21 protein-coding genes are annotated in these 23,373 nt (G+C 39.9%); all 21 read right to left on the reverse strand.

Features of this window, described 5'->3' with window-relative positions; genetic code table 11:
• Positions 1 to 23: 23 nt before the first annotated feature.
• Positions 24 to 1,325, reverse strand: a complete 1,302-nt coding sequence (gene ftsA / locus GXK58_RS04120; RefSeq protein WP_160720138.1) for a cell division protein FtsA — start codon at positions 1,323 to 1,325, stop codon at positions 24 to 26.
• A 122-nt stretch (positions 1,326 to 1,447) separates the two neighbouring features.
• On the reverse strand, positions 1,448 to 1,810 hold the full coding sequence (locus tag GXK58_RS04125) for a small basic family protein (protein ID WP_160720140.1): 363 nt from the start codon (positions 1,808 to 1,810) through the stop codon (positions 1,448 to 1,450).
• Positions 1,810 to 2,541 (reverse strand): DUF881 domain-containing protein, encoded by a 732-nt coding sequence (locus tag GXK58_RS04130; protein ID WP_160720142.1) that lies wholly within the window; start codon positions 2,539 to 2,541, stop codon positions 1,810 to 1,812. Before GXK58_RS04130 ends, GXK58_RS04125 begins: the two co-directional genes overlap by 1 nt.
• 47 nt (positions 2,542 to 2,588) lie before the next feature.
• Positions 2,589 to 3,299, reverse strand: coding sequence for a DUF881 domain-containing protein (locus GXK58_RS04135; RefSeq protein WP_237389561.1), 711 nt, complete (start codon positions 3,297 to 3,299; stop codon positions 2,589 to 2,591).
• The gene (locus GXK58_RS04140) at positions 3,292 to 4,065 is read right to left on the reverse strand and encodes a cell division protein FtsQ/DivIB (RefSeq protein ID WP_160720144.1); all 774 of its coding nucleotides are present in this window, start codon (positions 4,063 to 4,065) and stop codon (positions 3,292 to 3,294) included. Before GXK58_RS04140 ends, GXK58_RS04135 begins: the two co-directional genes overlap by 8 nt.
• Before the next feature lie 261 nt (positions 4,066 to 4,326).
• Entirely contained in the window at positions 4,327 to 5,232 is a 906-nt protein-coding gene (gene murB, locus GXK58_RS04145; RefSeq protein ID WP_160720146.1) for a UDP-N-acetylmuramate dehydrogenase, read from the reverse strand.
• 60 nt (positions 5,233 to 5,292) lie between these two features.
• Positions 5,293 to 6,396 (reverse strand): undecaprenyldiphospho-muramoylpentapeptide beta-N-acetylglucosaminyltransferase, encoded by a 1,104-nt coding sequence (gene murG, locus GXK58_RS04150; RefSeq protein ID WP_160720148.1) that lies wholly within the window; start codon positions 6,394 to 6,396, stop codon positions 5,293 to 5,295.
• Between the two features lie 191 nt (positions 6,397 to 6,587).
• A complete protein-coding gene (gene spoVE / locus GXK58_RS04155; protein WP_160720150.1) occupies positions 6,588 to 7,688 on the reverse strand; it encodes a stage V sporulation protein E in 1,101 nt (366 codons plus the stop codon).
• Positions 7,689 to 7,760: 72 nt separating this feature from the next.
• Positions 7,761 to 9,113, reverse strand: a complete 1,353-nt coding sequence (gene murD, locus GXK58_RS04160; protein WP_160720152.1) for a UDP-N-acetylmuramoyl-L-alanine--D-glutamate ligase — start codon at positions 9,111 to 9,113, stop codon at positions 7,761 to 7,763.
• Complete coding sequence (gene mraY / locus GXK58_RS04165) at positions 9,114 to 10,091, reverse strand: phospho-N-acetylmuramoyl-pentapeptide-transferase (RefSeq protein WP_160720154.1); 978 nt, start codon at positions 10,089 to 10,091, stop codon at positions 9,114 to 9,116.
• A 1-nt stretch (position 10,092) separates the two neighbouring features.
• The gene (locus GXK58_RS04170; protein ID WP_160720156.1) at positions 10,093 to 10,536 is read right to left on the reverse strand and encodes a hypothetical protein; all 444 of its coding nucleotides are present in this window, start codon (positions 10,534 to 10,536) and stop codon (positions 10,093 to 10,095) included.
• Complete coding sequence (locus GXK58_RS04175) at positions 10,527 to 11,999, reverse strand: UDP-N-acetylmuramoyl-L-alanyl-D-glutamate--2,6-diaminopimelate ligase (protein WP_160720158.1); 1,473 nt, start codon at positions 11,997 to 11,999, stop codon at positions 10,527 to 10,529. Before GXK58_RS04175 ends, GXK58_RS04170 begins: the two co-directional genes overlap by 10 nt.
• Before the next feature lie 190 nt (positions 12,000 to 12,189).
• Entirely contained in the window at positions 12,190 to 14,109 is a 1,920-nt protein-coding gene (locus GXK58_RS04180) for a stage V sporulation protein D (protein WP_160720160.1), read from the reverse strand.
• 286 nt (positions 14,110 to 14,395) lie between these two features.
• On the reverse strand, positions 14,396 to 16,627 hold the full coding sequence (locus GXK58_RS04185; protein ID WP_160720162.1) for a penicillin-binding protein: 2,232 nt from the start codon (positions 16,625 to 16,627) through the stop codon (positions 14,396 to 14,398).
• Positions 16,624 to 16,989: a cell division protein FtsL gene (ftsL, locus tag GXK58_RS04190; RefSeq protein WP_160720164.1), complete on the reverse strand. Its 366-nt coding sequence runs from the start codon at positions 16,987 to 16,989 to the stop codon at positions 16,624 to 16,626. The genes GXK58_RS04185 and ftsL overlap by 4 nt, the downstream gene beginning before the upstream one ends.
• A gap of 91 nt (positions 16,990 to 17,080) precedes the next feature.
• Positions 17,081 to 18,013 carry a 16S rRNA (cytosine(1402)-N(4))-methyltransferase RsmH gene (gene rsmH, locus GXK58_RS04195; protein WP_160720166.1) on the reverse strand — a complete coding sequence of 311 codons (933 nt, stop codon included), beginning with the start codon at positions 18,011 to 18,013 and terminating at the stop codon, positions 17,081 to 17,083.
• Between the two features lie 64 nt (positions 18,014 to 18,077).
• On the reverse strand, positions 18,078 to 18,509 hold the full coding sequence (mraZ, locus tag GXK58_RS04200) for a division/cell wall cluster transcriptional repressor MraZ (protein WP_160720168.1): 432 nt from the start codon (positions 18,507 to 18,509) through the stop codon (positions 18,078 to 18,080).
• A gap of 157 nt (positions 18,510 to 18,666) precedes the next feature.
• A complete protein-coding gene (bshC, locus tag GXK58_RS04205) occupies positions 18,667 to 20,301 on the reverse strand; it encodes a bacillithiol biosynthesis cysteine-adding enzyme BshC (protein WP_160720170.1) in 1,635 nt (544 codons plus the stop codon).
• 86 nt (positions 20,302 to 20,387) lie between these two features.
• Positions 20,388 to 20,783: a DUF3397 domain-containing protein gene (locus GXK58_RS04210; protein ID WP_160720172.1), complete on the reverse strand. Its 396-nt coding sequence runs from the start codon at positions 20,781 to 20,783 to the stop codon at positions 20,388 to 20,390.
• Complete coding sequence (locus GXK58_RS04215; RefSeq protein WP_160720174.1) at positions 20,780 to 21,682, reverse strand: 2-dehydropantoate 2-reductase; 903 nt, start codon at positions 21,680 to 21,682, stop codon at positions 20,780 to 20,782. Before GXK58_RS04215 ends, GXK58_RS04210 begins: the two co-directional genes overlap by 4 nt.
• A gap of 129 nt (positions 21,683 to 21,811) precedes the next feature.
• Complete coding sequence (locus GXK58_RS04220) at positions 21,812 to 23,356, reverse strand: acyl-CoA carboxylase subunit beta (RefSeq protein WP_160720176.1); 1,545 nt, start codon at positions 23,354 to 23,356, stop codon at positions 21,812 to 21,814.
• Positions 23,357 to 23,373 lie beyond the last annotated feature (17 nt).

Here is a 23,373-nt window from a genome sequence, read left to right on the forward strand (position 1 = left end):
AATTCGTCGATCTGCTTCTTCCATTACTCGAAGAAGTAACCTAGGAATTTTTTTACTTTTGATGACATTTTTTCTTCCGGATGTTTTTCTACTTTATCTTTAGGTTGATGTTGTTTTGGCGCTCTTTTTTCGATTGGCTCTGGATTTGCCACCGCCGAAGAAGCCACGTTGGTTCCACCAGGTAATCTAGCATTCTTATATGCGTACTTAATCAAGCCAACCGCTGTCGTATATTGAGGTTCTCTTACACCTATATAGTCAGGTGAGGCAATACGGACTGGATTTTGGAACATATCCTGGGCAAGTTCCAATACACCTTGCATTTTAGCCGTTCCGCCAGTTAAGACGAAACCGCCTGGTAAATCCATTACACCTAAGCGTTTCAATTCATGTGCAATCAGTTCAAATACTTCTTCCATTCTAGCTTCGATAATTTCAGAGACATAGAGTTGGTTGAATTGCTGATGCTGGTCACTTCCGATGATTGGTACGCTGAAGAACTCGTCTTCTGAGGCATTATCATAGAAGGCATGGCCATATCTTACCTTAATATTTTCTGCATCCTCTGTTGAAGTATGCAAAACTTTAGATAGATCGTTTGTAAGGAGATCCCCGCCGACTGGGATTACACTAGTCGCTTTTAAGAAACCTTCCTCGAACACTGCAATCGTAGTGGACCCGCCGCCGATATCAATTAGAGCAACACCAAGATTTTTCTCATCCTTTGATAAGGCAAAATCCCCTGCTGCCAGTGGCTGCAAGATGATGTCTAAAATTTGAAGACCTGCACGTTCCACACAGCGTAATGTATTGATGATTATTGATTTAGAACCGGTAATCAGGGTACCATCCATTTCTAATCGAACACCAATCATTCCGCGTGGATCATTGATTTCATCCTTACCATCTAGGATAAATTGTTTTCGAATGACACCAATATTTTCCCTTTCCGGCGGAATTGAACCAACATGAGATGCCTCAATTACACGAATAACATCTTCATTCGTTATTTCCCGATTTTGACTAGAAACGGCTACAATACCGTGACAATTTTGAAGCATGATATCTCTTCCAGATATACCCACCACTACTTCACGAATCTCCATTCCGATCATTCTTTCTGCCTGTTCAATTGCCCGCTTAATAGAATGAACGGTATCATCCATGTCGACAATGGAACCTTTACGTAATCCTTCAGATTTCACATTGCCGACACCAATTATATTTAATGTATCTTTTCCAGAGTCATTGACCATTTCACCAATGATTACTTTTACACTGGATGTACCGATGTCAAGACTAACATATATTTCATTGCTGTTCACTCTATGGCACCTCCTTTTAATCTCCTTGGATAGAACAACAATTTTCTCTTTTGTTCCTTACTATTTTCATAGTCATATAAATAAAATTATTCGTCACAACTACATATTTCCCTTTAAAAATTTCAACTTTTTTCTATTTTTTCTTTGTTTGTTGACCATTTTGTCAATAATATTCTCCGTATGACGGCAATATTTTGAAACAATCTGACACCAAACGCAAAAACTGCTGCTAAATACAAGTCTACACCAAGATGAACACCGAGAAAAGCTAAACTTGCAGCAAGTACAATATTAAAAAAGAATCCTGATACAAATACCTTTTCATCATAAATATTTTGCAGGTAAGCCCTAATTCCTCCAAAAAGTGTATCAAAAGCTGCCAGTATAGCAATCGACAAATAATTGGAATATTCCTCAGGGATTCTAATTTCTGTTAGAAAACCAAGGATGATCCCAATGACAAGTCCGATAAATGGAAGCCACATCAGGAATCTCCTCCCTCTTTAATCGGCTCCATATACATCACCCGAATGGAATGATCATAGGCTGGTATAGTAATAGTAGGATTTGAAGAAGAGACCGTAAGTCTTAAGCTTTCTGAAAAAAACTCATCTCTGGCTTTAGATACCTTCATTTGATTAGATAATTTTTCCGCAGTGTTCGTATCCTCCACCCCTACTTTAATCTCAATCGGCAGACCTTTTATCGCATGCCCATCAATTTTTGTTTCTCCATTTATATCTCTGATGACCGTTGTATTGATGACACGTTGGCCGTCGATTGCCACGTATTTAGCTTCATACATATTAAGTTCATTCAACAATCTTTTTAAAAGTTCTGGTGAAACCGAATTCTTAACCGGAGTTCCTAGCTTGACATCCTCAATCACTGGTTCAATTAAAAGCGTGATCCCAGGACCTTTTATCTCTGTTAAGCCTGCCTCTGCTTTTAACTCCTGTAAGGTATCTTTTAACGCCTGTTCTTTACTTTGTTCCCGCTTAGATTCATAAGCTGATAGTTTTTCTTCATTCGAACGAATCTCACTTAGTAAATTGGATTGAAGTTCTTTTTCCTTAAGCAGCGCTTCACGAAGCTGCCAAACATCTCGTGTATCACGCTCAACTGGCTTTTTTACTGTTTGAAATTGAATGGCAATCATAAATCCAACCAATGCGGCTATTAATGTAAAACTTAGATTAACCTTCGGCTTGTCCACTAAATTTCACCTAACCTTCTTCATTCCTTAAACCTTGTGGACCTATTTTAGCTGCCCAAGATAGGATTTAAGACCATTTCATCTTCCTTTTCAAGTGAAAAAACCACATTATCGTTTACTAACTGGTCCTTAACTCCTCCGGTAAGGTTTAAGGCCGAAGTAAGGGCGTCTGGATCTCCTATCGCCGTAATGACAAAGGGTGCAGGATACGGCACGCCATCCACTGTTATAACCGGCCCGTTGCACACGATATAGGAACGGCTTGTCAGTCTCTGTCCATTAATTGCTACTGCGGCTGCTCCAGATATATATAGTTCGTTAACTACTTTAAAAACATGCTGTTCGTGAACAATGTAATTGTTCACATTATCATCCTTTGGATCATAGGCACCGTCTGAAAGAGTAACTTTTACCCCTTTTCCCTTAACCTTTACCTTTCCAAGGTACATCCGATATTTCTCAGCATCCTCAGCCAGATCAAGAAACACTTGAGTTTCCTTAGAAAGAACTTTTTCATTCTTTAATACTTTATCCTGTGTTTGATTTAATTCTTTTTGCAGCTTACGGTTCGTTTCCTCTTGTGCAATTAATTGATTCCGCAATCCCAAGGTTTTTTCGTATTGGCTGCCCGTGAGATTCTGATTTTCATTTTGAAATTTCAGTTGTGTTAAATGATACGAGAAGGCAACCATAAACCCCAGAACTAAACAGACAAGTGACAAGATAAGATGCTTCCCATGCACCTTTATCTTATTCAACGTCTTTTCCCTCCGGAGCAGGCCCAAAAGCCTTAAAATACGAACCAACTTCCAAGTCGATTAACCCTTTTTTGTTAGGATCTAATTGGCTGATGATGGAAGGATAATGAACCATCTTTTCTGAAAAACTTCTAAGCGTGGCGCTGACTTCAAATCCATCGTTCATGAATAAGGAAATATGATACCGATCTGTTTTTTTCGGAGAATAATGTATTTCAGAAATGGAGTTAGTAATTTCACTAGGAAGATCTTGTAATTCTTTAACCGTCAGGTTAAGAACCGAACCTTCCTTAAACGCGAAAAGTATTGGAGAGTTAACTGGAATGATTTCCGTTTTTCTATCCTTTAATATCTTACCGTTTTCCATAATAGGAAGGTAATTTTTTCCATTCTTCAAATAGGCTATGCGATTATGTTCTTTCACTTGAATTTGAACGGTATTTGGCCACTTGATCTGAACACTTGCTTTGTTAATTTCAGATAAATGGTTTAACTTTTGATTAATATTACTTTCTTTGATTTTCCAAATATTCGTTTGTTTTGTAACACCACTCGCCTTAATTATTTCCTTATCCGAATAAACCGCATTCCCTGTTACATCAATGTGTTTTACATGACTTAATGGGGACTGTGAATAGGCCACAACGACTATCATTGTAAAAAACAGAATGAGCAGAAGCACGAGGCGTCTATTAGCCTTCCTTCGTCTTTGCTCCTTCAGTTTTGGTATACGATCTTCTAGAGCAACGATTTTATCATTTTCCATCCATAACTCCTCCAAAAGAAAAGCTTCCCGAGCACATTGGTGCTTAAGATAATAAATCTTGTATGTATCATTGAACTATAAGCAGCTGCCCTAATCCACACTTAAGCTTGTCCTTTTTACATCATTGTCACTAAAAGAGAAACAACGGCACGAAAATTCATGCCGTCACTGATTTTCTTGCCATTATCCACTTATAATATTATCAGTAATTATAACACAATATTTGTCATTCGTAAGGAATTTCTTACAAGAAATGTCTGGTTATTTACCGATAATCTCTACTTCTGTTTCCATCTTTACCCCATATAGATTAAAAATGGTATCCTTCACAAACTGAATTAAAGATAGAACATCCGCAGCAGTTGCATTACCGGCATTTACAATGAAGTTCCCATGCATTTCTGATATTTTCGCACCGCCAATGCTGTGGCCCTTTAAGCCAGCGTCTTCAATCAGTTTTCCAGCATAGTTCGGTAATGGATTGCGGAAAATACTCCCTGCGCACGGGAAATTCCATGGCTGTGTTTCTTTACGGTAATCCTTGTTTTTTTGCATTTGGGCAACAATATTGGCACGGTCACCTTGAGTAAGCTTAAACACAGCTTCTAGAACAATCCCAGGACGCTTCTTCTGAAGAATGGAAGTCCGGTAGGAAAATTCCATCTCTTCATTGGTCAGCCATTCCATCGAACCATCATCAAATAGAATATGGGCTTTTGTTAAAATCTTACTAATATCTGACCCATGTGCACCGGCATTCATGTAGACGGCTCCGCCGACAGAACCAGGGATTCCACTGGCAAATTCCAGTCCAGACAGTCCCTTTTTACTAATAGAAGTGGCTAGACTAACAAGGGAATATCCTCCGCCGACTGTTATTTCGCTTTCATTTATGTCAAGGTGGTCCAAGCCTGAGCCAAGCTTAATTACTGCACCTTCAATCCCTTTGTCTGAGACTAGCAAATTGGAGCCTCTGCCAATCGCCCGCCATTTAAGTCCGTATTTTTCAATCACTGACATAACCTTTTTAAGATTTTCTACTGATGATGGTTCAATAAAAAGGTCTGCCGGACCGCCAATTTTTATTGTTGTATGATTCACTAAAGGTTCATTTTGTTTCACTTTCCCAATATTCAAATTTTGCAATTCGGTTACAATTGCGTCCATTAATACCACCTAACTTTCCTAGATGCGTTTTTTTCAGTTTATGCTTAAAATTTATTTGGGCTACTTTTGATTTGTTTTAACAAGATGTTTCATTACAGCATAAAGCCGCTCGGCCGAATCAGGAACGCCCATTTTTTTAGCCTTTGCTTTCATATCCTTTAAATGTTCAGTATTTAATAAAATACGGTCAATATGATGTACAAGACTTTTATTATTTAAATCCTTTTCTAACACCAATTCTGCCGCACCATGGTCGCTTAAGGATCTGGCGTTTTTTTCCTGATGGTTATTTGTCACATAAGGACTTGGTACTAAGATACTTGGAATGCCTAATGAGGTTAATTCGGCAAGTGTAGTTGCTCCTGCTCTGGAAACCACCAAATCAATCCCAGCAAGTACTTCAGGCATATTATGGATAAACGGCTTAATTACCACGTTTTTCGGATTCCCTACTAAATCTACTTCCTTTTGGACGTTCTCATAATGGACGTCACCAGTAACATAAAGAATTTGATATGGCTTTTCTGCTAATTCTGCCAATGCTTTAACAACCGCTTCATTAATTGGCCTTGCCCCCCGGCTCCCGCCAAAAATTAATACGGCCGGTTTTGTAGCACTAAGTCCCGCTGAGAGCCGTCCTTTAATCCCATCCTTGCCAAGCACCTCTGAAGCTCGGGGATTACCTGTAAAGACCACTTTTTCACTTGGGAAATATTCCTTGGCCTCTTCAAAACAAATAGCAATCTTATTAACATATCGGCTTAAAAATTTATTAGTTAACCCAGGGACACTATTTTGCTCGTGAATAACGGTGGGTATCCCCAGTCCCTTTGCCGCATATACGACAGGACCGCATACATATCCACCTGTGCCAATAACAATATCCGGTTGAAATTCTTTTATAATTCTCTTACTATCCTGAACACCTTTTATAAATCTCAAAATGGTTTTTACGTTCTCAAATGATAGCTTACGTTTAAATCCGGTTATATGAATAGATTTAAAAGCAATATTCTCCCTTGGGACTAGCTGGCTTTCGAGTCCATTTGTTGTTCCAATATATAAAAATTCTGCTTCTTTGTTTTCTTTTTGAATTTCTCTTATAAGTGCAAGGGCAGGATAAATATGTCCACCGGTCCCGCCGCCGCTTACCACTACTTTCATTTTCTCACCTCTATAAAGTTGCTAAACACATTCTACTATAAAAACAATAGAAAATACGCTAGAAAAAACAATGTTAATTAAATGTAATAATGAAAGCGCAAAGCTCCATCTACCCATAGGTAATTTATTAAGGGGATAACCCTTATCAAATAAACATAAAAAGAACCCTGCATGTAAACAGGGTATCGTTTTTAAAGTCTTGAATATCGGCTGATGTTAAGGAGAACACCGATTGCCATTAGCATCAACGTTAAGGAAGATCCCCCATAACTTAAGAATGGCAATGTGATCCCTGTAACCGGCATTAAGCCTGTGACTACACCAATATTAATCATTACTTGGATGGCCACCATGGCAATGATTCCAACTGCAAGAAAACTGCCATATAAATCAGGGGCTCCAAGCGCAATTCGAATGCCCCTCCATAATAACAGGGCGAATAAGAGTAAAATAAATGAGCCGCCAATGAAGCCTAATTCTTCCGATAGGATCGCAAAAATAAAGTCGGTTTGCGGTTCTGGCAAGTAAAAGAACTTTTGCCTGCTCTCACCAAGCCCTAAGCCAAATAATCCACCTGGACCAATGGCATAAAGGGATTGGATGATTTGAAATCCGCTTCCCAGCGGATCCGACCATGGGTCCAAAAACGAGGTGATCCGCTTAATTCGGTACGGTGCTGATGCAATCAAACCTACAAACCCTGCAACACCTAATAGTCCTAAGAAAGCAAAATGACTGACCCTTGCTCCTGCAATAAAAATCATGACAACACAAGTCCCCATCATCACTGTGCCAGTCCCTAAGTCAGGCTGCAGCATGATCATCGCAAAAGCGACAAAGGCTAGGCCAAGAGATGGCATAAGACCCTTCTTAAAGGATGTGATGAATTTCTGCCGCTCAGATAAGTATTTTGCTAGAAAGGCGATCATGGCAAGTTTCATAAATTCTGATGGCTGTATGGAGAAGGCTCCAACCCCTATCCAGCTCCTTGAACCATTTCGAACATTCCCGATACCTGGAATTAACACGAGAACTAATAAAACAAAACAAACAATCAGAATGGTTTTTGCATAGGTTCTCCATGTCCAATAATTTACGTTCATTATAAAAAACATAGCAACAATCCCCACCCCGGCAAATAGGGTCTGCCTTTTTGCAAAGAAAAAGGAATCTTGGAATTTATATTCGGCCCAGATTGCGCTGGCACTGTAAACCATGATGAGCCCTATTGCCAGTAGTGTGAAGGTTACAATCATTAAAATAAAGTCGGGAGTTGTTCTCTTTGTCGGCACCACTATCCACCTCAAACCACGTGTTTTAGGGCTCCGCTTAACGTTTGCTTCCGCTTTTCTGTGTACAAGCCCTTATTTAAGCTTATGCACGGCTTCGATAAAAATGTCTCCCCTGACTTCAAAACTTTTATATTGATCCCAACTTGCGCAAGCAGGTGATAAAAGGATGACGTCGCCAGGTTCGGATAATCGATAAGCTTCCGGAACTGCCTTGTCAACATTATCGACACGGCTAATAGTTTTTATTCCAGCTAGCTCTCCTGCCCGCTCAAGCTTTGGAGCTGTTTGCCCAAACGTGATTAATGCCTTTACATGGCTAAGGTACGGCAGCAGCTCATCAAATTCATTTCCACGATCAAGCCCTCCTGCAAGCAAGATCGTCGGAGTTTTAAAAGCCGACAACGCCTTAATTGTCGCTAAGATATTCGTTGCCTTCGAATCATTATAAACCTTCCTGCCATTGACATCAGCGACATATTGCAAACGGTGCCTGACACCCGTAAAGGTTTTGAGGACTGCTTGGATGGCGCTGTTTTCTACGCCGGATAGTTTGGCTGCTGCTACGGCAGATAGGATGTTTTCGAGGTTATGTACCCCAGGTAGAACGATTTCGCTTATCTCCATTACGGGCTCTTGATTAAAAATCACCCAGCCGTCTTTGATATAAGCTCCCTCTGTCAATTCTTTCTTTGTGGAGAAAGGGACGATGGCAGCTTTTGAGTTTTGTGCAATTGCCATTGTTTCTTCTTGGTCGGCATTAATAATTAAGTAATCATGCTCAGTTTGATTCTTGGTAATATTAGCTTTTGCCTGAATGTATTCCCTTCTTGTGCCATGATAATCCAGATGGGCATCGTAGAGGTTAGTGATAATAGCAATTCTAGGCTTAAAACTCCTAATCCCCATTAATTGGAAAGAGGAAAGTTCGATAACGATAGTATTATCTTTTTCAGCTTTCTCGGCTACCCCGGAAGCCACCGTACCAATATTCCCCGCGATTAACGGCTCTTTTTTCCCCTCATTCAACATTTCATAAACAAGAGTAGTCGTTGTGGTTTTCCCATTTGTCCCCGTAATACCAATAAAAGGGGCCTCAGAAATCTCATAGGCGAGCTCGACTTCAGTGATAACTGGAATTCCCTTTTCTAGCGCTCCTTCAATCATCGGATTGGAATAAGGAATTCCAGGGTTCTTTACGATTAATTCAAACCCCTCATCAAGAAGCTCAATTGGATGTTCCCCACAAATCACTTTGATTCCCTGCTCAAGTAATCCTTGGGCCTCAGGATTTTCGGAAAATGGTTTTTTGTCATTCACTGTAACAAATGCACCAAGATTATGTAACAATGAGGCAGCCGTCACACCACTTTTAGCTAAACCAAGTACAAGAATTTTTTTATAACGATAAGTTTCAATCTGTTTCAATTACAACCACACCTCAATATAGATACCTAGTATCGCGAATATTAAACCTACACTCCAAAACGTTACAACAACCCGCCACTCAGACCAGCCGACAAGTTCATAATGATGATGCAAAGGACTCATTCGGAAGATCCTCTTCCCGGTTGTCTTAAAAGAGGCAACCTGAAGGATAACGGATAAGGTTTCAATTACAAATACACCGCCAATAATAATAAGCAGGATTTCCAGCTTAGTTAAAATGGCAATTGCAGCGATCGCTCCGCCAAGAGCAAGCGACCCTGTATCACCCATAAATACTTTTGCAGGATGAGCATTAAACACCAGAAATCCTAATACTGCCCCTACCACTGCAACAGAGAAGACAGCAATTTCAAATTGGTTTTGGTTCCAAGCCAGAACCGCAAACGCTCCAAATGCAATTGCTGCAGTCCCGGAAACCAAACCGTCGAGTCCGTCTGTAAGATTGACTGCATTTGAAAAGCCCACCAGCCAAAAAATAATTAATAACACATATCCCCAGCCTAAATCAATTGAATAATCCCCAAAAGGAATCTTGATTTCTGTAGATTGACCCGTATGTTTATAAATTAAGTAAAAGATAACAGATATAATAATTTGCCCTAAAAATTTCTGCTTCGATGTTAATCCTAGGTTACGTTTTAAAACAACTTTGATAAAATCGTCTAAAAATCCCAGCAGTCCGAATCCAAATGTCACAAACAGGAGTAAAAAAGCATTTACGGGTGTTTGATCTGAATATTTTCCTATCATGACCAGTGTAGTGATGATAATAGAAAATAAAATCATGACCCCTCCCATTGTCGGCGTGCCTGATTTCTTTTGATGAGATTTTGGACCTTCTTCACGAATACTTTGTCCAAATTTCAATCTCCGTAAGAAGGGAATAAAAATCGGAGAAAGTAAAACCGAAATTAAAAAGCCCATAATTATTGTGAAAAAAATAACTTGCTCCTTCATTTTATCCCCTCCTATCCTGCTTATTTTGTAATGACAGCTTCGCTAATTGCCCAGCTATATCATATGATTGTTTATTTTTATTAAGAAGTGTTTCATTTGAAATGATAAAGTTAGTTCTCTCCATATGCTTGTTCGTTTCTCCATCTAATTTTTCGATATAAAAATTTATAATGTCTTTTATGGCTTCCGCAGGATCATTTGTAAAAAAGACTGGAAACTGACTTGGCGTATAGCGCGGAAGTGTTTCTTCTTTATCCCAAACGGCGGCAATTGCCCCTTTTGAAATGGCCTCTTGCAGCTCTCCGCTTTTTTTATTCACAGGTACAAATAAACCGAGAGGCTGTTTTGCTTCAGCATCATCTGCCACTGTCTGGAACAGCAGGTCATCTAGGATGCCTCGTCTATCGTCAAACAAATTTACCAGGTCTTTCAAAGCTAAAAACATGAGCTTCTCCCCTTAATTGCTTCCCTTGCTACAATCCGGTCATCAAAATCTAAAACTTCCTTGCCAACGATTTGATACGTTTCATGACCTTTGCCGGCGATTAAGATGACATCCCCAGCTGATGCTTGTTTGACGGCTGTAAAGATGGCCGCTCGACGATCTGGGATTACTTGATAGTTTTTCCCGCTCACGCCTGCCTCCATATCTTTTAAGATTGCTAACGGATCTTCGCTTCTTGGATTATCTGATGTCAAAATAGGATCTGTGGCAAACTGGCAGGCAATTTGCGCCATTAATGGCCGTTTCGTCCGATCGCGGTCTCCCCCGCAGCCCACAATAACAAAAACCCTTTTCCGAGCAAAATGCTGAACGGTTTTTAAGACATTCTCTAAACTATCAGGTGTGTGTGCATAATCTACAATGACTGTAAAATCTTGCCCTGCATTGACAAGTTCAAACCTGCCTGAAACTCCTTCAACACTTTCAATCGATTGAATGATCTCGTTAATATCAAGTCCTGAAACCAACGCAGCCGAAATACTTGCCAGAACATTATACACACTAAATTTGCCAATTAACTGTAAACGTATTGGATAGTGAATGTCTCGGACCACAAGCGTAAACGTGGTCCCCTTTGGGGTCATTTGAATGTTTTGTGCTTGAATATCCGCTTTTTTGTCAATTCCATATGTAACAACATGGGCTGCTGTTGAACGGCTGTACATTTCCGACGCTGCGTCATCTGCATTTAGAACAGCGAATTTGGGCTTATTAACATCAAACGTATTCCCAAGCTGTGCAAACAACAAACTTTTTGCCCGTTTATATTCATCCATTGTTTGATGATAATCAAGATGATCTTGTGTAAGGTTTGTAAAGACCGCCACATCATAATCGCAGCCATGAACCCTTCCCAGATCTAATGCATGGGACGAAACCTCCATTACGGCTGTATTCACACCGGCATCCACCATTTGGTTAAATGTCTTTTGCAGTGTTAGACTTTCAGGCGTGGTGTTTTTGGTTTCAATCGTTTGGTCAGCGATTTTGGTATACATCGTACCGATTAATCCCGTCTTCTGCCCAGCATCAGCAAAGATTTTTTCTATTAAATGACTGGTGGTGGTTTTCCCATTGGTTCCTGTTATTCCGATTAAGTGCAGGCTTTTAGTTGGCTGCCCGTAAAAAGCGTCTGCTAATACAGCCATTGCTCTCATTGTATCGTTCACAATTACAACCGGAATGTCTAAATCCAACGGTCTTTCAGCAAGTATGGCTGCTGCACCTTTTTCCACCGCAGATGCCGCAAAGTCGTGACCATCCACTGTATAACCTTTAATGCAAATGAATAAGCTCCCTTTTTGCACCTTTCTGTTATCATTTTCAATTGATGTAATTTCTGGATCTTCCCCGATAAAGGGAACGATCGGATGCAAAGATTTTAGCAGCTTGTGTAACTTCATTTTATCTCAAATCCTCTCATTACCGCACATAGCTAATTACCAGTTTATGCCTAAATATATTCCTTAAGAAAGGTCCATCTTATTTTACATTAAAATATTTTATTTTACCATTTAGTAATGAATCCGTAATAAAAATTTTAGGCGGCGGAAAATATTCCAGCCGCCTTAAATATAGAGATGTTTGATTAATTTATTCTCCCTTACCGAAATAAAGTCTTACTTTCGAACCTTCCTTCACTTTAGTACCTGGTTCTGGTGATTGTCTCACTACGATATCACCTTCTCCACTTGCATCAATGGATAGGTTAATAAGCTGCTCTTGAAGTTCACTTTTTGACATCCCTACAAAATCCGGCAGCTTTACTAATGGTACATCCGGCCATTTAATTTCTTTTTCAATTTGGCCCTTGCGTGGTTGTACACCCATTGCACTTAAGCTGTCTTTCATGATGGCACCGACAATCGGGGCACTGACTGTACCACCAAATGCGGTTACCCCTTTAGGGTTATCAACTGCCACATAGATAACGATTTGTGGGTCATCGGCGGGTGCAAAGCCCATGAAGGAAACAATAAAGTTATTTTCAAGATATCTTCCATTTTGAGCTTTTTGTGCTGTACCTGTCTTACCCCCGACCCGGTACCCTTCAATAAATGCCTTTCCCCCTGAGCCCTTTGCGACAACACTTTCTAAGGCCTCTCTTATTTCCTTAGAAGTCTTTTCGGTAATAACCCGTCTCTTTACTACAGGGGTATTTCTCATCACCACTTCTTTGGTAACGGGGTCAATTAACTCTTTAGCGATATAAGGTTTGTAAAGAATCCCGCCATTGATTGCTGCAGAGACTGCGGTAATCTGTTGAATGGGTGTAACAGATACCCCTTGTCCAAAGGCAGTTGTTGCTTGTTCAACAGGACCTACCCTGTTTAAATTAAATAGGATACCTGTCCCTTCACCTTGTAAGTCAATACCTGTCTTTTGACCGAAGCCAAAATCTTTAATGTACTTAAACAACTTTTCTTTCCCTAAACGTTCACCCAGCTCAACAAACCCTGGATTACAAGAGTTTTCCACGACTTCTAGGAAGGTTTGATCACCATGGCCGCCTCTTTTCCAGCATTTTAGCCTTGCACCTGCCACCTGAACAGATCCCGAATCGTGAAAATGTTCCTCTTCCAAGTTGACTTTCCCCTCATTTAAAGCAGCTGCAAGCGTGATAATTTTAAACGTGGAACCAGGTTCATAGGTCGACCAAACGGGAAGGTTTCGATTGTATACCTCCTGAGAAACATTTCTAAAGTTGGCTGGGTCAAACGTCGGCCTGCTTGACATGGCCAATATTTCACCGTTATTGGGATTCATTGCGATCGCAACAATCCCATCCGGATTGTATTTTGCATCTGCGATGTCCAATTCTCTTTCAACAATGGTTTGTATTTTTGAATCAATGGTTAGCTTTAAATCAAGCCCCTTTGTGGGACTCTCATAATCATCTGCCATGTCATTCATTCTTTCCCCTTTGGCATTGGCATAAAATTTTACCGCTCCTCTTTCACCGCTTAATTCTTTATCATAATACTGCTCAAGCCCCATCAACCCCTGATTATCCACTCCGGTAAATCCAAGGACATGGGACAAGTAACTGCCATTAGGGTAATGCCGTTTGGAGTCTTCCCCAATATAGACTCCTTCAAGTCCAAGAGCCCTAATTTCTTTTGCTTTTTGATGGGAAATTTTCCGACCTTCTTTTATTCGGACAGATGAAGCTCTTTTAGTAATTTCCCTATAGGCCGTCTCTTTTGACATATTTAACACCGATGCCAGTTTTTCCGCTGTTGCTGCCGGATCCTTAATTTGCCGTGGAATGACATAGACAGTCGGGGCACTAATATTTGTTGCTAAAGCTGTACCGTTACGGTCCACAATTTTACCACGTTCAGGTTCAAAAGGGATATTCCGGCTCCAAGAACCCTTTGCCTTATCGGTCAGCATATCCCCGAGAACAAACTGGACATATCCTAGACGAACGTCAATAATCAAGAAGGTCAAGAATCCAACAAATAGTGCAAGCATTAGCCGTTTTCGAACAGTAACATTAGAAACACGCATATAATGAATGATCCTCCTTTATTCCACTTTCATTATCGTTCATTTATATGCTTGTACTTTTTCGATTAGAACGGACAACCAGTCAACCAAATACAAAAGCGCAAGCGCCTTGTTCAGGGGCGACAGGCATAAGACGAGCCGGCGAGAAGGCTGTTCTTTAGCCTTCTTGACGGATTGGCTTATGACCCCGAGCCCCTAGGCGCTGGAGCTGGACGGTATAACCTGTAAAATGTTATACACAATGAACTAGAACACCAGAAAAACCCGCCGATTGGCGGGTTTTTCATTAATCTTGTACAGTCTGCTCTTCCGTATTATCCTCTTCATCTGTATTCTCTGTATCTGTCCATTGTTCTTCTGGAGTTTTTAAATCGACAATAAGATAATCCCCACTTTTTAATGGTTCCTTCGGTTTAATATTTTGGTCGGTGACAAAACCTTTTCCCTTTGAATTTAATTTCAAATTAGCCAAGCTCGCTACTTTCATTACATCACGGAGCGACCAGCCCGTCATATCCGGAGCAGTAAGTTTCCCGCCCGTTTTTATGATAACTTTTTCACCTTCCATAATGGTGCTTCCCGCCTTAGGGAGCTGCCCTGTAACCTTTTTCCCATTACCGAGAATGACCGGCTCAAATCCATCTTCTGTTACACTCTTGATGGTATCCTCTACTGAATCTCCTGTGAAATCTGGCAGTTTATTAATTTCCGCCGTCTCTACCTCGGAAGGTTCTACATTTAAGTATTGAAGACTATTTTTCATAACAGGATTAAAAATAGCAGAAACAGGAATTGCGCCTTGACCAGCCTCAAGCCCTTCAAGTTCAGGCTGTTGAACGGCCACATATACAATTAATTTCGGGTCATCTTTAGGTGCCATCCCTAAAAAGGAGAACATGTAACTATTCACACCGGATAGATATTTCCCATTATCTCCTGGGATGTTAGCTGTACCTGTTTTACCCGCTACACTATAGCCATCAATTTTGTAACGGCCGCCTGTTCCCTTTGGCGATGTTACAACGGTTTCTAAAATGTCACGTACTTCCTTTGCTGTATCAGCAGAAATCGGTGTTGAAACCACTTCAGCTGAAGTCTTTTTAATCGTTTTTCCCGTATCATGATTAACAATTTTATCAATGATATGCGGTTTTAACATTTTCCCATCATTTGCGATTGCCGTTGCTGCTTGAATCTGTTGAATCGCGGTAATCGCTGAACCTTGACCATAGGCTGTGGTAATTTTCTCAATCGGGTAGTGATATTGGATTTTACCGGATGTTTCATCTGGCAGTTCAATCCCTGTCGGTTTGTCGAATCCAAATTTTGTTAAATATTCTCTGTACGTCGTGAAGCCTAACTTTTCTTTAGCAATTTTAGCAAATGCCACATTGGACGAGCGCTGTACTCCTTCAAGATAGGAAATCGTCCCCCATCCTGAATAATTATGATCGTGGATCGCTTGGCTTTTTTCCGTTACTTTATATGAACCAGACTTATAGAGTTCATTTGGATTAAACACCTTTTCCTGAACAGCAGCAGCAAGGGTAAAGATTTTCATTGTTGAACCTGGTTCGTACGATGTTTCAATCGCTTCGTTATGCCAGCTGTTCTCAATACCATCTTTGCTTTCTGGTTCAAATGATGGACGCTGCCCCATTGCTAGAATATCCCCTGTTTTCGGATCAGCAACGATAGCAATAATTTTCTTGGGGTTATAGTCCTTGACGACATCATCCATTGCATCCTCTAGAAAGGTTTGAATTTTTTGATCAATCGTTAAATACACATCGTTACCGTTTTGTGCGGGTTTAATATTTTCATTACCGTCTGGCAGTATATACCCCCATAAATCACTCTCGTAATTTAGTTTCCCATTTGTTCCTGTTAATTGTTTATTTAGGGTTTTTTCAATTCCCATTTTTCCAACAGACTTATAGGTTCCATCATCTTGCTTAAGCCGGTCAGCGTATCCCACAACATGGGAAGCGAAAATACCATTTGGATAAAAGCGTTTAGAGTCACGCGAAAAAGTAATACCAGGAAGTTTTAATTCTTCAATTTTTTTCTTAGTATTGTAATCAATATCTCTTCCTGCCTTCCCAAATTCGACTTGGAAGCGACTCTCCTTTTTCCCGTTTGATAAAATTCTATAAATCTCTGATTCATCTAAATCAATATATTTAGACAACTCACGTGCTGTTTTATTCAGATTGGTTACATGCTGGGGTTTTTTAGGGCTCGTAGTCATTTTCTTATCCAAAATAGCTATGAGGGTGTAGGCAGCTGTATCCTCGGCAATGACTACTTTGTTCCGGTCGTATATTATCCCCCTTGAAGCCGGTAAGGTTCCCACCCGGTTGTATTTCTGCTGCGCCTTGGCAGCAAGCGGCTGTCCATTTACTTCCCCGGATATTTCAATGGAAAAGTACCTAAAAATCAAAACAAAAAAGAGCAGGCCGAATATCCCAAACAATATCGCTGCTCCTGCATTCATATATGGCTGTTTCTTATTCATTTCTGCTGCACAACCTTGACGTTATTTTCATCTTTAATTAAACCCATTTCCTTGGCCTTTGCGAAAATCCGGTCATAAGAGCTTAGTTGACTTACTTGAACCTGCAAGTCCTCATTTACTTTTTCTTGTTCATTAATCTTACCTTGTACCATTTGAAGTTGTTTGTTTGCCTCGTATAATTTAGATTGGGTTGAAATGATATGGGTTGCTCCAAAACAAACCATTCCGGCAAACACCACTCCAATGATTTTTTCACCTGGAGTCAGCCAGTACTTTTTAATTTTAACTTGACGCTTATTTTGAACCGATTGCTCTACTTGTTGCTGTTGCTGCTCTGATACTTTCCTGGCAAGATTACTCAAATACTTCCCCTCCAGATTTTATTATCTAATTTAAATCTTCTTGCATAATCATGTCGTGTATTAGCACATGTGGTACACGTACTAAGAGCTGCTAAATTTTTTCGGCAACTCGAAGCTTTGCAGACCGCGCCCGGTTGTTTTGCTCCAATTCTGCTTCAGATGGAAGAATGGGTTTACGTGAAACTAGCTTCAAAATAGGTTTATACTCATCTGGTATGATGGGTAAACCCGGTGGAAGCGGTGGTGTCTCACTTGCTTTTTTTAAAGTAGCCTTACAGATTCGATCCTCAAGTGAATGGAAGGTAATCACACTTATTCTTCCCTCAGGATTAAGTATCTCAATGGCTTGATTTAGTGATTGTTCAAACACAGCCAACTCGTCATTCACCGCAATTCTAACTGCTTGGAAAACTCGCTTGGCGGGGTGTCCTCCCTTTCTTCTTGCCGGTGCTGGAATGGCATCCTTTATTAACTCAACCAGTTCTCCAGTTGTCTCAATCGGCTTATTCGCTCTTGCACTTTCAATTTTCCGAGCGATTTGCTTGGAAAATTTCTCTTCCCCGTATCGAAAGAAAATCCGGACGAGGTCTTCATAGGCCCAATGATTGATGACATCATATGCGGAAATATCAGCATCATTATCCATTCTCATGTCTAATGGTGCATCATGATGGTAGCTAAAGCCCCGCTCAGGAGTATCCAGCTGTGGTGAGGATACGCCTAAATCATATAAAACTCCATCTACCTTATAAATCCCGCGTTCCTCAAGCTCTTCTTTTAAATATAAGAAATTACTCTTAATAATGATTAATTTGTCGCCATATTCGGCTAATTTTTCTTTTGCGTGAGCAATTGCTGTTTCGTCCTGATCAAATGCATAGAGTCTTCCTTCAGCACCGAGTCTTGAAAGAATGAGAGAGCTATGACCTGCCCCTCCCAACGTACAATCCACATAGATGCCATCTGACTTAATGTTTAATCCTTCGACAGCTTCATTTAATAACACAGTTGTATGTTCAAACATTTACGTACCTTCCTTTTCCAATCGAACGATATATATGAGAAATATATTAATATAACTTTTCCCATTATATATCAAAGCCAATCATATTTTCTGCTATTTCAGCAAAAGATTCTTCAGATTCTGCAAAATAATCCTCCCAAATCTGTTTGCTCCAGATTTCAATTCGATTGGAAACACCCAAAATCACACATTCTTTTTCTAATTTTGCATATTGCAGCAGTGGTGCCGGGATATTAATTCTTCCCTGTTTATCCAGTTCACTCTCAGTTGCTCCGGAAAAGAAGAATCGTGTGAAAGCACGGGCATCTTTTTTTGTCAGCGGCAGTCCTTTTAATTTTTCTTCGATCAGACCCCACTCAAGTAATGGGTAACCAAACAAACATTGATCCAATCCACGAGTGATGATAAACATGTCGCCAAGTTCGTCACGGAATTTGGAGGGCACGATTAGACGGCCTTTCGTATCAATGCTGTGATGGTACTCACCCATGAACATACCCATTACCCCCACTTTCTATTAAAAATGTACCACAATCCCCCACTTTCCACCACCTATTTTTTAACTATTCGCCCCACTTTGTGAAAAATCCTTTTTTAGTCATGATTTTTTAGAAAAAAAAAGAAAAACTCCACCGCTAAGGGTGGAGTTTTTCTCACAGTTTTATAACCTTATGCAAACCGTCGAATTCAAAATGACCTGTCATTAGATGATTGATAAAATTCTGGCCATATTGGTTTAAATAATAGAAGATATTCCATACCCGCTCCTGAGGGAATCCATCAGGACGCAGGGCAAGGTCAACCCTTGCGTATTTTTGTAAGAGGGTATCGTGTCTTAATTTCACTGCTTCCTCTAATTTCGATTGCATAAAACCAATTTCTTTTAACAAGTAATTTTCATTTTTCTTAAGCATCGGTAAGAGACCGCGGCTCAAGCGCTCTGTTTTGGCTTCAAGTAATTTATACTGCGCTGAGACGAGATCAACTGTACTTGCAAATAACTGCTCTAGTTCATGATCTTTGATAGCTTCTAAAAATCTTTCCTGCTCTCTTGCTGTTCCATTGCTTAACACATCGCCCAGCTCTAAATTCAACTCAGTAAGATCTGTTTCTACAGAACGATCTAAGAAAGTTATATTCAGCCGGGGGACGATTGGCGGCATTTTAATTTGAAAATGTTCAAACACCAGTTTAAGCTCTGCCCAGTAAGCAATTTCACCCGGTCCTGCAATAAAGGCGATGGTTGGAAACAGCCATTCTTGCATGAGAGGACGAGTGACGACATTATTGCTTAATACCTCAGGATTTTCATCGGCTAATGATAGTAGTTCCTCTTTAGTAAAAGAAATCGCTCCACTTTTCCCCACAAAGCAATCGTTTTCACGATCGAACTCCAGCAGAAGTCTCTCATTTAATCTTTGGTCATAGTAAAAAAGATTGACCGCTCTATCAGAGGCATCGATTGCTTGTGCGAATCCTTTCTTTTCGATTTGCTTTTGCTGTTCTAATAAAGAGAAAGTAATCACATCGTGATGTTCAATTTGCTGTTTGAAAAACCCTTTTTGGAGCTGACGAAACTCCTTATTACCAGAATCCACTATTAGTAGTCCATAATCTTTAAACAGCTCCATGACAATGTTCGCAAAAAAATCAACAAAAGTGGCTGATTTCGAAATTTGTCCTGCTGCAAATGCTAATAGTGTATTGGTATGTTCTGTTTCACCGAAATTTTTAATTAAATTCTCAGTCCAGGTTAGACAAATATCTTTATTCAGCCCAATATCAGACACCATTTTCTTTTGGAGAACTTTTTCAGGATAAATCCATTTATCTACATTCTGCTTGTTTTGGACAAACACATGATTGACCTCTTGATAGTCATGATCTTCTCCAGCGATCCAAAAAACGGGAATCACAGGAACTCCCAGCAGTCGTTCTTTTTGTTCGGCCAGCTTTATTATTGAGATAATCTTATGTATGGAATAGAGTGGTCCGGTAAGTATCCCTGCTTGTTGACCGCCAATTACAACTAGACTATCAGCTTGTTTTAATTTTTCTATTGATTTCTTTACAGCTTCTGAAGTGGGAAACCTCTCCATAAAGCTCTCTATATGCCGAGCTACCTCTTCTCTTGGAATTGATCGATCATTCAACTCAGACACCCTTTTTAAATCGTCTTGCAAGTCATTATAACGATAATGAAAAAAAGGCTGGATCAGATCAGATTGTTCCAAGTAATTTGATGCAAACCGGTTGGTTGCAGGCAAAGAGAGATTTAAAATCTCCATTCATGTACTTCCTTTCTGTAACCGTGATTCATTCTCTAAAGAGTATAACATTATCTACTCCATTTAAAGAAAACTTTTGCTCTAAATTAGGATGAAAAACTAAACGTGATCGCGCGTGAAACTAAACCATAAAGGGTAAGTAGAAAATAGGCGAAAAAGAATAATATAAAATTAAACCGCCAGTAGCCTTTCCAAACCCGTTTTACGATGATTTCCTGCTTCACCTTCCAATGAACGAAAACAAATACCATTGCTATCATAAGCATTACTAGTATTATTAACCAAAAAAAGGATTTTTCCCATAAAGTAATGATTAAAAAATGAACGGATATGATATATAAAATAGTTGTATAATCAAGAGCCCTATGGAGTGCTTTTTTTGTAGTTTTTAAGGTTATCTTTATAACTGTAAAAACAAGAATGGTCCCTAAAATGGGGATCGCAAAAAAGATGGTTAAAACAGATGAAAAAATAGTACTCACTCTAGGACCTCCCCTTGTTTCTCTTTCCCTTTAATCAGATAAAAAAGCGTTTCAAATGGAGAAGATTTCTTTCCTTGGCTTTCGGCTTTATCGAGTATATATCCTACGATAGCATCCACTTCTGTAAGACGATTACCTTCAAGGTCTTTTAACATGGAGGAACGATTATCAGCGGTTTGTTTACAAATCTTAATCACTTGGCTCCAATTTTCTTGTGGATTTTTGAGATTCAAAATGAAAGTAATTTCGCTAAAGAGATTTTGTAATACCTTAAAATAATAAGGATTATCAATAAGTTCTCCATTTTTTACTTGGAGGATGGCTGTTAATGGATTAATCAGGGCGTTCGCAATTAACTTTTTTTCCAGCATAGGATAATAATCTTCTTGGTATGTCATCGAAAATACGTTAGAAACAGCTTCCAAAAACAATTTTAGCAGCCTGGGATCCCCTCGATATACGGCTGCATTTGTCGTCCCCGCACCATTATGTTTTACAGTGAATGGATTCTGCTTTAAGGCACCGTGCTCAACTGATCCCACAAACAAATTATGAACCTCTAGTTGTTCGAGCTGTTTTAAATGCCCCATCCCATTTTGTAAAAATAATAGGCTGCTAGGGAGTGGGTCTAATTGATTTATTCTTTCAATAATCGGGGCAAGCTGATATTGTTTCACCGTAATAATGGCTAAATCCTCTTCCCCCTTCCAATCTGTTATTGGCAGAGCTTCAACCTTCGAGACCGTTTCACCTGTACCATTAAGCAGGACAATTCCATTTTTATTAATTTCAACTGCCTGTTCCGCAGATCTAGTATAAACGGTAACATTAAAACCACGGCTCAGATAGGCTGCGAATAGTAATCCAATCGATCCCGCCCCAATAATACTAATCCTCATAAAGTTTACCCCTCTTTTAATCAGAAAAATTATGTACCGAACTACTTGCTAATATTCTATCAAATAAAGGTCTCCTGTTAATAGATGCAAAAAAACCTTTTCGAGCTTTTCTCGAAAAGGTTTTAGGTATCAAACAGGATATACAGGATGCTTTCTCTCGCTAAAGGTAATATCTTTTGATTCATAATAAGCGAACCGTTGAATTAGAACTTCTCTTAGTTCAGAAGGAGCGGCAATTTCATCCACAATAAGCTCTGATGCCAGCTTATAAATATCAATATGTTCTTTATACTCTAAATGCTTTTCTTGTACAAAAGCCACCCTTTCCTTTGGATCAGCTATTTCATTTATCTTATTGGAATAAACCGCATTGACAGCTGCTTCAGGACCCATTACCGCAATTTGTGCAGTAGGCAGAGCAATACAGCAATCTGGTTCAAAAGCCGGACCAGCCATAGCGTAAAGCCCCGCACCATATGCCTTTCTAACGATTACGGAAATCTTTGGAACCGTAGCAGAACTCATTGCCGCTATGAATTTGGCACCATGGCGGATAATCCCAGCCCGCTCCACTCTTGTACCAATCATAAAGCCAGGGACATCAGCTAAAAACAATAATGGAATATGAAAAGCATCGCAAAGCTGGATAAATTTAGCTGCCTTATCGGCAGAATCTACAAATAACACGCCACCCTTTATTTTTGGCTGATTAGCAATGATTCCAACCGCTCTGCCATCGATTCGGGCCAAGCCGGTAATAATCTCTGGAGCAAATAACTTTTTAATTTCGAAAAAACTATTATTATCAACTAATCGTTCGATACATTCATACATATCAAAGGGGGCATTCTGGTTTTCAGGAATAATCTCTTCTAATTCCCGTCCCTCTTTTGCGCTTACACCAGCGATCTGTTTCGTCTTTTCTTTAAAGCTGGCAGGAAAAAAGCTGATATATTTTTTCGCTGATTCAATGGCTTGTTCTTCGGTAAGGCTAAGGACATCCCCGCAGCCGCTCACCGTACAATGCATCCGGGCACCGCCCATTTCCTCTAACGTTACCTTTTCGCCAATTACCTTCTCAGCCATTCTTGGAGATCCTAAATACATGGATGCATTTTGATCCACCATAATGACAATATCACAAAATGCCGGGATGTAGGCCCCTCCTGCAGCAGAAGGTCCAAATAAAATACATACTTGAGGAATCATACCGGATAATTTTACTTGGTTATGAAAAATCCTTCCCGCACCGCGCCGGTTTGGAAACATTTCAATTTGATCAGTGATTCTTGCACCCGCAGAGTCGACGAGATAAAATAATGGAACCTTTAACTTCTCTGCTGTCTCTTGGATGCGAATAATCTTCTCAACCGTCCGGGCCCCCCAAGAGCCAGCTTTAATTGTCGAGTCATTAGCCATTACACAGACGGTCTGGCCATTAATCGTGCCAATTGCTGTTACGACACCATCAGCTGGCAGGTCATCAGCTTTAAAGTTAGCAAATTTCCCATCCTCTTCATACTTACCATCATCAAATAACAATGATAATCGTTCACGACAAAAAAGCTTTTTCTGCTCCTTCGCCTTTTCATGGTATTTAGGCTGGCCGCCGGCATCAATCTTTCTCCGATGATGATTTAATTGATCGACCAACGTATTAATTTTTGTCAACATGCTCCCCCCCTTTAAGC

The organism is Bacillus sp. USDA818B3_A (genome assembly GCF_009928415.1).
Taxonomy (GTDB): Bacteria; Bacillota; Bacilli; order Bacillales; family Cytobacillaceae; genus Neobacillus.

Coding starts and splice junctions, on each gene's coding strand:
- GXK58_RS04175 (WP_160720158.1), bottom strand. CDS start 11,999: ATGAAGTTACACAAGCTGCTAAAATCTTTGCATCCGATCGTTCCCTTT.
- bshC (WP_160720170.1), bottom strand. CDS start 20,301: ATGGAGATTTTAAATCTCTCTTTGCCTGCAACCAACCGGTTTGCATCA.
- murG (WP_160720148.1), bottom strand. CDS start 6,396: ATGAAAGTAGTGGTAAGCGGCGGCGGGACCGGTGGACATATTTATCCT.
- GXK58_RS04215 (WP_160720174.1), bottom strand. CDS start 21,682: ATGAGGATTAGTATTATTGGGGCGGGATCGATTGGATTACTATTCGCA.
- mraY (WP_160720154.1), bottom strand. CDS start 10,091: ATGAAGGAGCAAGTTATTTTTTTCACAATAATTATGGGCTTTTTAATT.
- murB (WP_160720146.1), bottom strand. CDS start 5,232: ATGGACGCAATTGTAACCGAATTGCAAAATTTGAATATTGGGAAAGTG.
- GXK58_RS04220 (WP_160720176.1), bottom strand. CDS start 23,356: ATGTTGACAAAAATTAATACGTTGGTCGATCAATTAAATCATCATCGG.
- GXK58_RS04140 (WP_160720144.1), bottom strand. CDS start 4,065: ATGGAAAATGATAAAATCGTTGCTCTAGAAGATCGTATACCAAAACTG.
- mraZ (WP_160720168.1), bottom strand. CDS start 18,509: ATGTTCATGGGTGAGTACCATCACAGCATTGATACGAAAGGCCGTCTA.
- GXK58_RS04185 (WP_160720162.1), bottom strand. CDS start 16,627: ATGAATAAGAAACAGCCATATATGAATGCAGGAGCAGCGATATTGTTT.
- GXK58_RS04180 (WP_160720160.1), bottom strand. CDS start 14,109: ATGCGTGTTTCTAATGTTACTGTTCGAAAACGGCTAATGCTTGCACTA.
- GXK58_RS04125 (WP_160720140.1), bottom strand. CDS start 1,810: ATGTGGCTTCCATTTATCGGACTTGTCATTGGGATCATCCTTGGTTTT.
- GXK58_RS04170 (WP_160720156.1), bottom strand. CDS start 10,536: ATGTTTTTAGCTTTGAAAGACCTGGTAAATTTGTTTGACGATAGACGA.
- rsmH (WP_160720166.1), bottom strand. CDS start 18,013: ATGTTTGAACATACAACTGTGTTATTAAATGAAGCTGTCGAAGGATTA.